This window comes from Alphaproteobacteria bacterium (assembly GCA_024244705.1).
Lineage (GTDB): Bacteria > Pseudomonadota > Alphaproteobacteria > JAAEOK01 > JAAEOK01 > JAAEOK01.
This window is the reverse complement of record JAAEOK010000036.1, coordinates 47,817-62,036: the sequence shown is the minus strand read 5'-3', so window position 1 is coordinate 62,036 and position 14,220 is coordinate 47,817. Positions and strand designations below refer to the sequence as shown.

Sequence of the window (14,220 nt, the reverse complement as noted above, 5' to 3'; positions counted from 1 at the left end):
ACACTCCGACACCCGCATGAACGACCAGCGACGGGTTGGGCTGCCGGCCCGATTCAAGCTAGAGTGGGCCGATGGGACCGCGACCGCTCCTTCCGCTCATCGCGCTCGGTGTGCTCTTGGCCGCAAGCCATGCACCGGCTCAGACCGAAAATAGTGCCCGCAAGCTGGTCGACCTGGAGCTGGTCCTGGCCGTCGACGTGTCGTCGAGTGTCGACCTTCAGGAATTTCACTTACAAATGAAGGGGCTCGCCCAGGCGTTTCGCGACCCCGCGGTTCTCGACGCGATCGAGCTCGCCGGCCCCAACGGGATCGCGGTGTCGCTGATTCAATGGTCGGATTGGTACAACCAGGAACTGTCGATCGACTGGATGCATATCAATGACGCCGCCGGCGCCGCCGTCTTCGCCACCGAGATCGATGGCGTCGCCCGCTACGGCAACGGCGGCAGCACGGCGATCGCCGGCGCGCTCCAATTCGCCACCCGCCAACTCGAGATCAACGACTACGATGCCGCGCGGCTGGCGATCGACGTCTCGGGCGACGGCTCCGCCAATCAGGGCGCGCAACCCGGTGATTTCCGCGACATCGCCGTTGCCAAAGGCATCACGATCAACGGATTGACGATCCTCAACGACAATTTCCGGCTCGACGACTACTACATCAACAATGTCATCGGCGGCCACGCCGCATTCGTCGTTCGCGCCGACGATTATTTCGATTTCGCCAAGGCGATCCTGCACAAATTGGTGCGCGAAATCGCCGGCCCGCCGGTCGCAATCGGCCCGCTGAACGGTCCCACTCAGACCGCGTCCGGCGTCCTCGCGGCGCCGACGCCTAATCGAGAAAATTCTTTAAAATCAGGTAATTAGATTTTTCGGAACCCAGAAAGACTTGGAGCCGCCGGGGTCAGGGCGGCTCCAAGGATCACAGGGAGGCGTCAACGAGGGTTGGATGTCGTCCGGGTTGCCGGTAGTGGTGTTCTCCCCGCAATTGCCACCCTAACGGCTAAACGTTAACATAAAGTTAATGAATTAACCATGTCTAGCCACATTTTAAGGAATTTTATTCTGTATTATTCTGATAATTGATTGAAATTATAGCAATATTTTAGCCAAATCGGGCCTCGAACCGGCACCGTCACGATACCTGCCAAAGGTTAACGTTCGATGAGCGCGGCAACGGCCAACCCGCGTCAAAATCACGCCAAACGCCTGATTTTAAGCCAAAAATTCGGAATCGATACGGCGCGCCGCCGTCAGGGACCGGGTAGATCCTGGCCTGGATCCCGTGAAATCGTTACTGCGCCGTCCATCCGCCATCGATGGGGACCGCCACGCCGGTAATCTGGGCGGCGGCATCGCTGCACAGGAACACGACCAGCCCGGCGACCTGTTCGACGGTCACGAACTGCTGGGACGGCTGTTTTTCCTGCAGAATGTCGCGGGCACCGGCCTCAATCTCGATGCCCTGCTCGGCCGCCCGCGCCGCAATCTGCCGCTCGATCAATTCCGTCCTCACCCAGCCCGGACAGACCGCGTTGCAGGTAACGCCGGTGCCGGCGTTCTCGAGAGCGACGGATTTGGTCAGGCCGACGATTCCATGCTTTGCCGCGACGTAGGCGGCCTTGTTGACCGATGCCACCAGACCGTGGACCGATGCTGTGTTCACCACGCGACCCCAGCCTCTTTCCCGCATGGGGGGAAGCGCCGCGCGTATCGCATGGAACACCGCCGACAGATTGATCGCGATGATGGCGTCCCACATCTCGGTCGGGAATTCATGCACCGGCGCGGTATGCTGAATCCCCGCGTTATTGACCAGGATATCGACCCCACCCAATTCCTCGGCGGTCGCGCCGACCAGCGCGGCGACCTCGTCCGGCTTGCTCATATCGGCATCGTTGAAAGCGGCTTTGACGCCGTGGTCGCGCGTCAGCCCGGCCGCGATATCCGCCATCTCGGCGGCGTCCGCCAGCCCGTTCAACATCACGTTGCAACCGTCTCGGGCAAGCGCGGTCGCGATCGCCAATCCGATTCCACTGGTCGACCCGGTAATCAACGCGGATTTTCCCTTCAACACCCGACAACTCCTTCGCTTCTAAATTCAGTTCCTTGTCGCCGACCACCGGCGAACGGGCTACCCGGCCAAGCTACTTCTTGAAAAACGCATCGGCGCCGGCGCGGTGCGCCTGCTTCTTTCGAATGTCGCCCCTGACGCGTTCGATCTCGGTCTCGAGTTCCGCGATATAGCCCTCCAATTCGTCGATCGACATCGGATCCAGGTTCTTTTTGGGCTTCGCTTGTTTCTGCGGTTCCAGGTCGTCCGGCTCCATGATCCATACCTCGTCGGTGCGGGGGTTGTCAGTCTGGCGCGGAGAGACTAGACCTGCAACACCGTCCACACGCGCACACGAAAAGAGCCGCCTATGACATCCGCCCTGCCCGACATGATGACCGCGATCGAAATCACCGAGCCCGGCGGACCGGACGTCCTGGTGGCGGGCGCGCGGGATCTCCCGGTCCCCGGCGACAACGAGGTCTTGATCAAGGTGGCGGCGGCCGGAGTCAATCGACCCGACGTGCTGCAACGCGAGGGAAATTATGCGCCGCCGCCGGGCGCCACGGACATTCCCGGGCTCGAGGTTGCGGGCACCATCGTCGCTGTCGGCGACAACAACGATCGGTGGAAAGTCGACGATCAGGTATGCGCCCTGGTCGCCGGCGGCGGCTACGCCGAATACTGCGTCGCCCCGGCGCTGCAATGCCTCCCCTTCCCCACCGGCTACGATCCGATTCGCGCGGCGGCAGTGCCGGAGACCTATTTCACCGTGTGGACCAATGTGTTCGAACGCGGCCGGCTGGTCCCCGGCGAAGCCTTTCTGGTGCATGGCGGGTCGAGCGGAATCGGCACCACCGCAATTCAATTGGCCAATGCCTTCGGCGCCCGCGTCTTCGCCACCGCCGGCTCGGCCGACAAGTGTCGCGCCTGCGAGGAGCTCGGCGCCGAGCGGGGCATCAACTATCGCGACGAAGACTTCGTCGAGGTCGTCCGCGGCCTCACCGATGACAAGGGAGTCGATCTTATCCTCGACATGGTCGGCGGCGATTACATCCAGCGCAACATCAGCGCGCTCGCCGTCGAAGGGCGTCTGGTGCAAATCGCCTTCCTCCGCGGCGCCAAGGCCGAAGTCAATTTCGGCCCGATGATGATGAAGCGATTGACCATAACCGGCTCGACCCTGCGGCCGCGCTCCATCGCCCAGAAAGCCGCCATCGCCGCGGCGCTCGAGGACAACGTGTGGCCGCTCCTCGATTCCGGGCAAATCGGTCCGGTCGTCCACGCGACCTATCCCCTCGCCGAAGCCGCGGCGGCGCATGCGCTGATGGATTCGAGCGCCCATATCGGCAAGATCATCCTGACGGTCTAGGATACCCGTGATCGAGAACGGACAGCACGGAGAACGATGATGATGTTCATACTGCATTGCTTGATCGAACCCGAACATCGCGACGAGAATCTGAGGCGACTGCAGGAGATGATGATCGGGCAGCCGGCGGACGTCAAAATCCTGGGGTCATGGCTGTCGGTCACCCAACTCGAGGGATGGGTAATATTCGAGGCGGCGGACGCGGCGTCGGTGACCAAACTGTTCCATCAATGGACCGATTTAAATGTCAATCACATCACGCCGATCATGGATGTCGAGAGCCTCTTGAAAGTGGTTGCTGAGGATAATCCTGCATAGGACCGGCCCGCCGCCGGGTCGCTGTGACGGCCAAGACTTGACCGCTCATTCAACCGCGAAGATTCACCAATTGATCGCCGTAGCCGCTGGGGTCGGTCACGATGTCGATCAGCGCCGGCCCGTCGATCGCAAAGGCTTCCGCCAGCACCGGCTCGAGCGAATCCTCCGCGGCGACGCGCCACGCCGGACAGCCTAGCGCCCGGGCGGCGGCAGCGAAGTCCACGCATGGGTACCGCACGCCCCGGCTCTGCCGTTGTTGGCGCTGCTGCTTGATGTCGATCAGCGACAACGCCGCGTCGTTGAGCACGACGACCGTGACGCGACAGCCGCGTTCGATGGCGGTCGCCATCTCGCCCAGACACATCATCAGTCCGCCGTCGCCGGTGATCGCAACCGTCCGGCGGTCGGGCTCCGCCAGCGCTGAGGCGATCGCCGCCGGCAGCGCGTAGCCCATCGTCGAAAGCCCGTTCGATTTGAGGACTCCGTAAGGCGCTTCGGCCTGCCAGCAGGACATGACGCTGAACATATGGGCACCCGAATCGATTGTCGCCCGACACCCGCGCGGCGCACCGGCGCAAACCGTCTCGGCGACCGACTGGGCGGTATGACCGACACCGTCGAGAGCGAGCCGGTCCCGCATGCCTCGGCGGAGCGCGGCGACCTCCGCAACCGACCACTCGGACCTCTCGACGAGCCCGATCAATTCATCGGCGATCGAACTCAAGTCGCCGATAATGCGGCCTGCAGGTTCCATCGGCAATACCGGTTCCGGACACAGGCGCAGATCGAGAACCGCCGCGCGGTAGCGCCACGGTCGGGGAATAATTTCGACCGGATCGAGACCGAAGCACAGGATCAGATCGGCTCGGTCCAGGCTTTCGGCCTCGGCCTCCGCGCCGGTGAACAGCCCGACCAGCCACGGCGACGAATCGGCGATGACGCCTTTGGCCTTGTAGGTCAAGAACACCGGGCATGCGAGCGCTTCCGCCAACCGCCGCAGAGCGGCCGGATTCCGGCCATAGCGCGCTTCGAGCCCGCCGATGACCACCGGCCGACGCGCATTGTGGAGCAATTCGACGGCATCGGGGGGAATCTCGACCGCGGGCGGCGGACGCGGCGGGCGCGCCTCACCATCGGCGGGGTCCGAAACGGGGGCAACCGCGTCTTCGGCGCTGAGATTGAACTGCACCGGTCCGAAGGGCGGCGTCAACGTCGCCTGAATACCGACTGCGAGATCGGCTAGGCCGGTCGCCGGACGGAGCCGCCCCTGCGCCTTGGTCACCGGCCGAAACAAGGCATTCTGATCGAACGCCTGATGCTGCGAGGATGCCGGACCATCGGTGAACAGGATCAGCGGCGACCGTTCGAGCTGGGCATAGGCCACGCCGTTGACGATACTGGCCGCCCCGGGGCCGATCCCCGCCAGCGCGACACCTGGCGTCCCGGTCAGTTCGCCGGTCACCGCGGCCATCAACGCCGCCGCGGTCTCGGTTCGAGTAAGAACGAAATCGATCCCGCGCGCCGCCGCCGCGTCGATGAGATCGAGGCTCGATCCGCCGCCCGGAATGCCGAAGATACGACCAACGCACGTATCGGCGAGGCGATCGGCGATCCCTTCGGCCAGCGTCTTTGTCGTGACCGTCATCGCCGCTGGTTCGTCGACCCGAACCAAGCAATCATATCGACGTCGATGCTCGGCTGCTGCGTAGCATCGGCCCTGGGACGGACGGCTTTCGGACGCCGCTTAGCCGGTCTAGACTGCGATCGAGCTTGGTCGCGCATTCGTTCCGCCGTTTTTTAGAGGCCATAGTGACCCCGGAAACCAGATACACCCGCAGTGGCTCTGTCAATATCGCCTATCAGGTCGTGGGTGACGGCCCCATCGACCTCGTATTCGTCCCCGGCTGGATCTCCAATATCGACGTCCTCTGGGAGGAGCCGACCATGGAGCGGTTTCTGCGCCGGCTGGCGTCGTTCTCGCGCCTGATCCTGTTCGACAAGCGGGGCACCGGCCTGTCGGACCGGGTCACCGATACGCCCACGCTCGAGGAGCGCATGGATGACGTGCGCGCGGTCATGGACGCCGTCGGTTCGAAGCAGGCGGCGTTGCTCGGATATTCGGAAGGCGGGTCAATGTGCGCTCTGTTTGCCGCGACCTACCCCAAGCGCACGACCGGCCTCATCATGATCGGCAGCTATGCCCGGCGGACGCGAACGGCGCACTAGCCTTATGGGCCGGAGCGCGCCGAAATCGAAGCCTGGATTGGTTTGATCGAGAAATCGTGGGGAACGCCTTTCGCCCTCGAGGAACGCGCGCCAAGCCATGTCGACGACGAGCGGTTCCGGCAGTGGTGGGCGCGTTTCTTGCGCATGAGCGCGAGCCCGGCCTCCGCCTCAGCACTGACGAGGGCCAATATGGAGATCGACATCCGCGACGTCCTGCCGACGATTCGCATCCCCGCCCTGATCGTCCATGCAACGGGCGACCGCGCGCTCGAGATCGGCCACGGCCATTATCTGGCCGACCAAATTCCGGGCGCCATATTCCGCGAGATCGATTCCGACGACCATCTGCCATGGCTCGACGGATCGGACGAGATCCTCCGCTGCGTCGAGGAGTTCCTCACTGGGGCCCGGCCATCACCGGCAATAAGCGACCGCGCCCTGTACACGATCATGTTCACCGACATCGTGGACTCGACGCGGAAAGCCGCCGAATCCGGCGATCTCGACTGGACCGACCTGCTCAATGCCCATCACGCGGCCGTACGCGCCGAGCTTGCCTCCTTTCATGGCCATGAAATCGACACGACCGGCGACGGCTTCGTCGCGGCCTTCGATGGCCCGGCGCGCGCGATCCAGTGCGCCAACGCCGCAATCCAGGTGGTCGGCCGGCTTGGCCTCAATATTCGGGTCGGGCTGCATACCGGTGAATGCGAGATTTCCGGGGACACCCTGGCCGGTCTGGCGGTGCATATCGCGGCCCGGGTTTCCGCCATCGCCGGGGCCGATGAGATCTTGGTTTCCCGGACCGTCAAAGACCTGGTTGCCGGCTCCGGAATCGCCTTCGACGATGCGGGTGTTCATGAGTTGAAAGGGGTGCCCGAACCCTGGCAGCTTTACCGCGCCGCGATGCGGTAGCGCGGGTCGGCGGCGGCAGCACGCTTTCTTTGACGGCGTTTGCAGGCTTTCGCACCGCGGCATAATCCCCTATATAACGGCGCAATCTAACAGACACCTTGCCGCGTACGCCGCGGCGTCCCATGATTCGGAGGACACATGGCGAAGTTGCCGTTGATGCCCAAGGCGACCGCCGCTTGGCTGGTCGATAACACGACACTGACCTTCGAGCAGATCGCCGAATTCTGCGGCTTGCACCTGCTCGAGGTGCAGGCCATCGCCGACGGCGATGCCGGCGCCGTGACACCGTTATCACCGATCACCAGCGGTCAGCTGACGCGCGATGAAATCGTTCGTGCCGAATCCAATTCGAAGGCCCACATGAATCTGTTGCAGACCGGGTTGCCGGAGCCGGTGGCGAGGCCCAAGGGCGCCCGCTACACGCCGGTCTCGAAACGTCAGGACAAACCCGATGCGATCGCCTGGATTCTGAAGAATTACCCCGAGGTCACCGACGCGCAAATCGGCAAGCTGATTGGGACCACGAAGAACACGATCACCGCGGTCCGCGAGCGCACCCATTGGAATGCGTCGAACATCCGCCAACGCAGCCCGGTCGAACTGGGCATATGCACGATGGATGAGCTGGAAGGCGTGATCATGCAGGCGCGCAAGAAGCTCGAGCGGGCGAAGAACAAGGCGGAGCGGGAAGCGCGACGGGCTGAGACCGCGTCGGCGAAGGCCAGCACTCCGGCTGTCGCGGCTCCCGAGGCCGCGTCGGAATCCGAGGCCGCACCGGAACCCGAGGCTCCGGCTCCGGAACCCGAGACGCCGGCTCCGGAAGCCGAGGCCCCGGCTCCCGCGGAGGGCGACGACACGGCACCATAGGCGACGCGTCGGACGGTCGGCGGAACCCGAGCCGTTTTCGGGTTTCGTCGATTCGGAATCGTCTAGACGTCATCCAACGTGGTCGTTTCGAACTCGGCCGGCAGGGTAATTTCGATCAGTTCCAGGTCATCGCTATGGGCGAGTTCGCGATGGCGGATGCCGGGCGGCTGATGGACGCATGACCCGGGTTCGAGCCGCACCTCGCCAACGCCCTCATATTCGAACACGACCCAGCCGCGGGTAACGTAGACCATTTGAAATTCGACGTCGTGGGTATGCCATTGCGGCACCGCCTCGGTCCCCGCCCGTGCCCGAATGACGTGGGCCCCGAATCGACCCGTCGTCGCGCCCTTGATCGCCAAGTCGCGATACTCGAAGAAGGCGCGCAGGCCGCCCGAAACGAAGGGCGTGTCCTTGGCGTGACTGACCGAGAATCCCGGCGGCACCGGGCCGCTTGCTGGTGAGCCGTGCGTTTCAGAATCGGTCACGTCCAAGCCTCCCGTCATTGCCTTGGTGCCGTAGATCGATCGCGCCCGCCGATCGACCCCAGATAATTCTATCCCTCCGTCACCGGGACGACGTAGTTGAGGCCCATGCGACCACCGTCTGGATAGATCGTCTGTCCGCTCAAGTAACTCGAATCGTCGCTCGCCAGGAACAGCGCGACCGACGCGATCTCCTCGGGCTCACCGACTCGACCCATCGGCGTGCGCGACATGATCTTGTCGCGTGCCGCCTTGTCGGTCATGACGTTCTTGAGGATTTCCGTACGAATGCTGCCCGGGCCGATGGCGTTAACCCGAATACCGTGCGGCAGCAGCGACAGCGACATTACTTTGGTCAGCTGCCGGACCCCGCCCTTGCTGGTCACGTAGGGCACCTGATTGGGGATCGCCAGCTCGGCGTTCACCGACGACATGTTGATAATGACTCCGCCATGGCCTTGCACCACCATCTGCCGCGCGGCGGCTTGTCCGGACAGGAACACGCCTTTGAGATTGACCGCGATGACGCGGTCGAAATCGGCTTCCTCGATATCCAGGAAATCCGCGGTGTGGATCGTCCCCGCGTTGCTGACACAAATATCGATCCTTCCGAAGGCCTCGACGGCGGCGGCGATCAGGGCTTCGACATCGCTTTTCCGCGATACGTCGCAGCGCTTGAAGATCGTGTTCTCCAGCCGGGCGGCGGCGGCGGCGCCCTTCTCTTCGTTGATGTCGCCCAATACCACCTTGGCGCCCTCGGCGACAAACCGCTCGGCGCAGGCCAGCCCGATCCCGTCGGCGCCGCCGGTGATAACCGCCACTTTGTCCTTGAGCCGCATGCTTTCCTCCCGCGCCGAAAGATCTCAAACACAGGGATACCCGCATTGATCGGGCGTTGCCAAGCCGAACGATGGCAAAGCGGAGAAATTTTCTATAATGGGTCGAGGAACGACCCAAACCGTGCGGTGAGGCGGCATGACCAAAATCTACGACCAGGACCTCGGCAAGAACGCCGCCAACTACGCATCGATGTCGCCGCTAACCTTTCTCGAACGGGCGGCGGCGGTCTACCCGGATCGGACCTCGGTCATCCATGGCGAACGGCGCTTCACTTGGCGTGAGACCTATGACCGCTGCCGGCGGCTGGCCTCGGCGCTGTCCCGGCGCGGTATCGGAAAAGGCGACACCGTCTCCGTTATGGCGCCCAATATACCGGAGATATTCGAGGCCCATTTCGGCGTCCCGATGACCGGTGCCGTGCTCAATGCGCTCAACTGCCGATTGGACGCGGAGACCATCGGCTTCATCCTCGATCACGGCGAAGCGAAGGTGCTCATCACCGATCGCGAGTTCTCGCCGATCATCGCCGAGGCGATGGCAAAGGTCGAACGCGACATCCTGATCATCGACATCGACGATCCGGCGGCGGTGGGCGGCGACCTGCTCGGCGAAAAGGACTACGAGGCCTTCCTCGACGAGGGCGACGCCGATTACCACTGGTCGTTGCCCGCTGACGAATGGGACGCGATCGCCCTCAACTACACGTCGGGCACCACGGGAAACCCGAAAGGCGTCGTCTATCACCATCGCGGCGCCTATCTCAATGCGGTCAGCAACATCATGGTCTGGGCCCTACCCCACCACCCGATCTATCTGTGGACGCTGCCGATGTTCCATTGCAACGGCTGGTGCTTCCCGTGGACGATCACGGCGATGGCCGGTACCCATGTCTGCCTGCGCCGGGTCGAGGCGAAGACCATGTTCGCGGCGTTCGCGGATCACCGCGTGTCCCACCTCTGCGGCGCGCCCGTCGTCCTCGGTATGCTGATTAATGCGACCGAGGCCGAGCGGCGGGATTTCTCTCAGCAAGTGGAATTCATGACGGCGGCGGCGCCACCGCCTCCGGCAGTGCTCGAGCGGATGGAGGAGATGGGCATCCGCGTCACCCATGTCTACGGCCTGACGGAGGTTTATGGACCGGCCGTGGTCTGTGCCTGGCATGACGAATGGGATCGGCTGCCGGCCGCCGAACGGGCCCGCGTAAAGTCGCGCCAGGGGGTGCGCTATCCGATGCTCGAGGCGTTGACCGTCGCCGACGCCGAGACCCTGGCGCCGGTGCCGTGGGATGGCGAGACCATGGGCGAAGTGATGATGAAGGGCCACATCGTGATGAAGGGCTACCTCAAGAACCCACGGGCGACCGAGGAAGCTTTCGCCGGCGACTGGTTCCATTCGGGCGATCTCGGCGTGATGCATCCCGACGGATATATCGAACTCAAGGACCGGTCGAAGGACATCATCATTTCCGGCGGCGAGAACATCTCGACGATCGAGGTCGAGGGCGTACTCTTTCGCCACCCGGCGGTGCTCGAAGCGGCGGTGGTGGCAAGACCCGACGAGAAATGGGGGGAAACACCCTGCGCTTTCGTCACCCTGAAAGACGGCGAAGCGGCGACCGCCGAGGACATCATCGCGTTCTGCCGCGACAACCTGGCCCATTTCAAATGCCCCAAGACGGTCGTCTTCGCCGACCTGCCAAAGACCTCGACCGGCAAGGTCCAGAAGTTCGTCCTCCGCGACCGCGCGGCCGCGCTGTAATGCCAATGCCCGGCGACACGGCATGGGCGTTTCTCGACAACCTGGCGGCCCGTTACGGCGCGGCGCCGGCATTTGTTTATCGCGACGAACCGATTTCCTTTCACGCTCTTGCCGCGGAAAGCCGCCGCGCCGCCCAGGGTCTCGCCGACCTGGGCGTGACCGCCGGCGACAGGGTTGCCTTGTGGCTGCCCAACGTGCCGGCATGGCCGGTCCTGTTTTTCGCCTGCGCCCGTCTCGGCGCGATCGCGGTCGCCGTCAATACGCGGTTCCGCAGCGCCGAGGTCGCCGACATCGTCGGCCGCTCGGACGCTAAAATCCTGGCGTTCTGGCCCGGATTCAAGGGCATCGATTTTCCCGGCATCCTCGCCGACATCCCGCGCCAAGACCTGCCCGCGCTCGAGACCCTGCTCCTCTATGAAGAGGACGGTGCGGGAGCAGCGGATTTAAGCTGGCCGGCAATCCGCTACAGCGACCTGTTCGAACGGCCGCCGCTCGCCGACGGCCGCGTTGGCGCCGATGCCGGCGCCGTGATCTTCACCACCTCGGGGACGACGCGGGCGCCGAAATTCGTCCTCCACGCCCAGCGGTCGTTGGTCGCCCACGCGGGAAACACGTCGCGCGCCTTCGCCTATGCCGCCTCCGGCAGCGTTCTGCTTCAGGCCCTTCCGCTCTGCGGAACGTTCGGCCACGCCCAGATGATGGCGGGGCTGGCGGCGGGCCGGCCGTCCATCCTGTTGCCGGCGTTCGACGGCCCCGCGGCCTGTGCCATGATACGGGAATGCCATGTCACCCATTTCAACGGCTCGGACGAAATGTTCCATCGCCTGTTCGACGCCGACCGCGACCGCACTGCGCTGCGGTCGCTCGTGGCCTGCGGCTTCGCGGCCTTCGACCCGTCGCTCGGCGGCATCGTCATTGACGGCGAGCGGCATGGTGTGCGGTTGCACGGGCTCTATGGCATGAGCGAGGTCCAGGCCCTGTTTTCCCGGCAACCGCCGGAGCGGCCGGTGGCCGAACGGGCCTTGGCTGGCGGCCTGCTGACGGCGGAAACCGCGCGGGTACGCGCCGTCGATCCCGAGTCGCGCGCGACACTCGCCCATGGCCAGAACGGTGAACTCGAAGTGTCGGGTCCGAGCCTGATGAGCGGCTATGACCGCGACCCCGAGGCGACCGCTGCGGCCATGACCGATGACGGGTTCCTGCGCACGGGCGACCTCGGCCACACGACAGGCGATGGCGGGTTCGTGTTCCTCTCGCGGATGGGCGACGTGCTGCGGCTCGGCGGCTACCTCGTCAGCCCGGCCGAAATCGAGACACAAATCACCGACCACCCCAGCGTTGCCGAATGCCAGGTCGTCGGCGTCGACACGCGCGACGGGCCGCGCGCCGTCGCCTTTGTGATCGCCACCGAAGGAGCGGCCGTCGACGGCGCGGCGCTAACGGCTCGATGCCGGCGGAACCTTGCCGGGTTCAAGGTCCCGGCCGCGATCGTCGCCATCGACGCCTTTCCGGTAACGCAGAGTCCCAACGGTGTGAAAATCCAGCGCGGCACATTGCGCGCAATGGCGCGGCAACACCTGACCGAGACAATCTAAACTACCGGCGACCGCAGCGCCTGAATCGCGGCGACCGCCGTTTCGTTAGTGATCTTCCATATTCGCGATCTGATCCTTGATTGCCAGTTTTTGCCGCTTCAAATCCTGTAGAGTGGCGGCATCCGGCATGGGGCGGCGCTCCTCTTCCTCGATGGTGGCTTCGAGTTCGGCATGCTTGTCGTGGAGAGCCCTGATCCGATCATCTTGCGTCACGCTGTCCTCCCTCCAATTCGGACTGTGTCGTCCTCGGGCCAAAGTCGCGGTGATCTACCGCGCGCCCGGCGCCGACCTTTGCAAGGGGATGACCTCGCGCGTAAACGGCACCGCCGCGATTGGACCCGATTTCCCGATTCAAGATAGAACCGGCACCGGTCGGTCGTCAATTTTGCCGGTCCCGGGAGCCTGAAAACGCAACAATATTGCGCTCTTGGGAGTCGCCAGCCCCGCTTTACCCTGCGCCGCGACGCATGGTAAAGACCGATGATGTCGGAACATCCAAGGCTCATCGTGGGGATCAGCGGCGCGTCCGGCGTGGCCTATGGCGTCCGCATGCTCGAGACGCTGAAACCACTGCCGATCGAAACCCACCTCATCGTCTCACAATCGGCGGAGTTGACCATCGCCTATGAGATGGATCGCAAGATGGCGGACATTCGAGCCCTCGCCGATCGGGTCTATCCGGTGCACGATGTCGGCGCCGCCGTATCGAGCGGGTCCTTTCGGACCTCGGGCATGGTCATCGCCCCGTGTTCGATGCGAACGCTCGGCGAGATTGCCTCGGGTGTAACCTCGAATTTGCTGACCCGCGCCGCCGACGTCGTTCTCAAGGAGCGCCGCCGCCTGGTGTTGATGGTGCGCGAGACGCCGTTCCACAACGTCCACCTGCGCAATATGCTGACGGTCTCCGAGATGGGTGCGATCGTGGCCCCGCCGTTACCGGCCTTCTATGCCGCGCCGCAATCGATCGACGACATCCTCGACCATTCGGTGGGCCGAGTGCTCGATCTTTTCGGCATCGATACCGGCAAGGTCCGACGCTGGGGCGAGCTCAGCGGCAAACGCAAAAGGTCGAAGACCGGCTAGATTGGGCCGGGTGCCCGGCTGCCTATTCGTCGAACGCTTTTTCCCAGTACGGAAGTCCGTCGGCGTGATGGCCGATTATGCGCCACTGGCCGTCCTCCTTGCGGAAGACGCTGGTTTCCCGAAGGAGGTTTTCCGCGATTTGCCCATCGGGCCGCTTGACCGCGCCCTTGGTGTAGTGCGCGGCCATCGCCATGTCGCCGCCGACGACAATATGAATGTCGTGACCTTCCACAGTGCCGCTAGAGCTCTTTTCGGCCTGCGCCGTCCAGTCGGCATGGATTGCGTCCCAGCCGATCCGAAAGGTGCCCTCGGCACCCATATAGGTGGCGTCATCGGCGTGCGAATACAATTCCGCGAAGGGTTTCGGATCGCCGTTCAACATCGCGTTCAAGACTACGAACCATTGATCGACCGCGTCCCTGACCGCCTTTTCGTCGTCCATCGAATCCTCCTGGTCCGTCGCCATCTTTTCGCCGCCGGCGCCTGCAGCGCCCGTCAGCAACACGAACACCAGCACCACAGCCCACCGTTTCAACAGGATTGTGCCATTCAACCAATTGGATATACACCGGCGGAATTCTAACCCCTGTTCGGCAGCCGGTCGACCAAAGGTTCGCCCGACAGCCCGGGCCCCCTCGACATTCACCGGATGACCTCACCAACGCACGTCATCGAAGTAGAAATACATCTAGGAAATCCGGGTGTT

The 14,220-nt window shown here is 63.8% G+C and carries 14 protein-coding genes and 1 pseudogene; 8 read left to right on the top strand and 7 right to left on the bottom strand.

The features are described 5' to 3' along the window. Positions 1–71 precede the first annotated feature (71 nt). Positions 72–869 carry a DUF1194 domain-containing protein gene (locus GY791_04820; GenBank protein MCP4327743.1) on the top strand — a complete coding sequence of 266 codons (798 nt, stop codon included), beginning with the start codon at positions 72–74 and terminating at the stop codon, positions 867–869. A gap of 427 nt (positions 870–1,296) precedes the next feature. On the opposite strand, the gene GY791_04815 is transcribed toward GY791_04820, so the two are convergent. Together GY791_04815 and GY791_04810 are read right to left on the bottom strand one after the other, a co-directional pair. Further along, positions 1,297–2,079, bottom strand: coding sequence for a 3-hydroxybutyrate dehydrogenase (locus tag GY791_04815; protein ID MCP4327742.1), 783 nt, complete (start codon positions 2,077–2,079; stop codon positions 1,297–1,299). A gap of 70 nt (positions 2,080–2,149) precedes the next feature. Continuing rightward, positions 2,150–2,332, bottom strand: coding sequence for a DUF1192 domain-containing protein (locus tag GY791_04810; GenBank protein ID MCP4327741.1), 183 nt, complete (start codon positions 2,330–2,332; stop codon positions 2,150–2,152). Between the two features lie 93 nt (positions 2,333–2,425). On the opposite strand from GY791_04810, the gene GY791_04805 reads away from it, so the two are divergent. Further along, the gene (locus GY791_04805; GenBank protein ID MCP4327740.1) at positions 2,426–3,427 is read left to right on the top strand and encodes an NAD(P)H-quinone oxidoreductase; all 1,002 of its coding nucleotides are present in this window, start codon (positions 2,426–2,428) and stop codon (positions 3,425–3,427) included. A 36-nt stretch (positions 3,428–3,463) separates the two neighbouring features. After that, positions 3,464–3,745 carry a DUF3303 domain-containing protein gene (locus GY791_04800; GenBank protein ID MCP4327739.1) on the top strand — a complete coding sequence of 94 codons (282 nt, stop codon included), beginning with the start codon at positions 3,464–3,466 and terminating at the stop codon, positions 3,743–3,745. Between the two features lie 49 nt (positions 3,746–3,794). Here GY791_04800 and GY791_04795 read toward each other — a convergent pair whose 3' ends face one another. Continuing rightward, entirely contained in the window at positions 3,795–5,390 is a 1,596-nt protein-coding gene (locus GY791_04795; GenBank protein MCP4327738.1) for a thiamine pyrophosphate-binding protein, read from the bottom strand. Positions 5,391–5,554: 164 nt separating this feature from the next. On the opposite strand from GY791_04795, the pseudogene GY791_04790 reads away from it, so the two are divergent. Both GY791_04790 and GY791_04785 read left to right on the top strand, forming a co-directional pair. Next, positions 5,555–6,886: pseudogene (locus GY791_04790) on the top strand (adenylate/guanylate cyclase domain-containing protein). A gap of 138 nt (positions 6,887–7,024) precedes the next feature. Next, complete coding sequence (locus GY791_04785; protein ID MCP4327737.1) at positions 7,025–7,753, top strand: DUF1013 domain-containing protein; 729 nt, start codon at positions 7,025–7,027, stop codon at positions 7,751–7,753. 62 nt (positions 7,754–7,815) lie between these two features. Here the strand turns inward: GY791_04785 and GY791_04780 are convergent, their stop codons facing one another. Both GY791_04780 and GY791_04775 read right to left on the bottom strand, forming a co-directional pair. Next, positions 7,816–8,259: a cupin domain-containing protein gene (locus GY791_04780; protein ID MCP4327736.1), complete on the bottom strand. Its 444-nt coding sequence runs from the start codon at positions 8,257–8,259 to the stop codon at positions 7,816–7,818. Positions 8,260–8,309: 50 nt separating this feature from the next. Beyond that, positions 8,310–9,077 carry an SDR family oxidoreductase gene (locus GY791_04775; protein MCP4327735.1) on the bottom strand — a complete coding sequence of 256 codons (768 nt, stop codon included), beginning with the start codon at positions 9,075–9,077 and terminating at the stop codon, positions 8,310–8,312. A gap of 136 nt (positions 9,078–9,213) precedes the next feature. On the opposite strand from GY791_04775, the gene GY791_04770 reads away from it, so the two are divergent. Further along, the gene (locus GY791_04770; GenBank protein MCP4327734.1) at positions 9,214–10,836 is read left to right on the top strand and encodes an acyl-CoA synthetase; all 1,623 of its coding nucleotides are present in this window, start codon (positions 9,214–9,216) and stop codon (positions 10,834–10,836) included. A gap of 5 nt (positions 10,837–10,841) precedes the next feature. Next, on the top strand, positions 10,842–12,431 hold the full coding sequence (locus GY791_04765) for an AMP-binding protein (protein MCP4327733.1): 1,590 nt from the start codon (positions 10,842–10,844) through the stop codon (positions 12,429–12,431). Positions 12,432–12,476: 45 nt separating this feature from the next. Here GY791_04765 and GY791_04760 read toward each other — a convergent pair whose 3' ends face one another. Further along, complete coding sequence (locus tag GY791_04760) at positions 12,477–12,644, bottom strand: DUF465 domain-containing protein (GenBank protein ID MCP4327732.1); 168 nt, start codon at positions 12,642–12,644, stop codon at positions 12,477–12,479. A 270-nt stretch (positions 12,645–12,914) separates the two neighbouring features. On the opposite strand from GY791_04760, the gene GY791_04755 reads away from it, so the two are divergent. Beyond that, positions 12,915–13,514: a UbiX family flavin prenyltransferase gene (locus GY791_04755; GenBank protein MCP4327731.1), complete on the top strand. Its 600-nt coding sequence runs from the start codon at positions 12,915–12,917 to the stop codon at positions 13,512–13,514. A gap of 22 nt (positions 13,515–13,536) precedes the next feature. Here GY791_04755 and GY791_04750 read toward each other — a convergent pair whose 3' ends face one another. Next, complete coding sequence (locus GY791_04750) at positions 13,537–14,049, bottom strand: SgcJ/EcaC family oxidoreductase (protein ID MCP4327730.1); 513 nt, start codon at positions 14,047–14,049, stop codon at positions 13,537–13,539. Positions 14,050–14,220 lie beyond the last annotated feature (171 nt).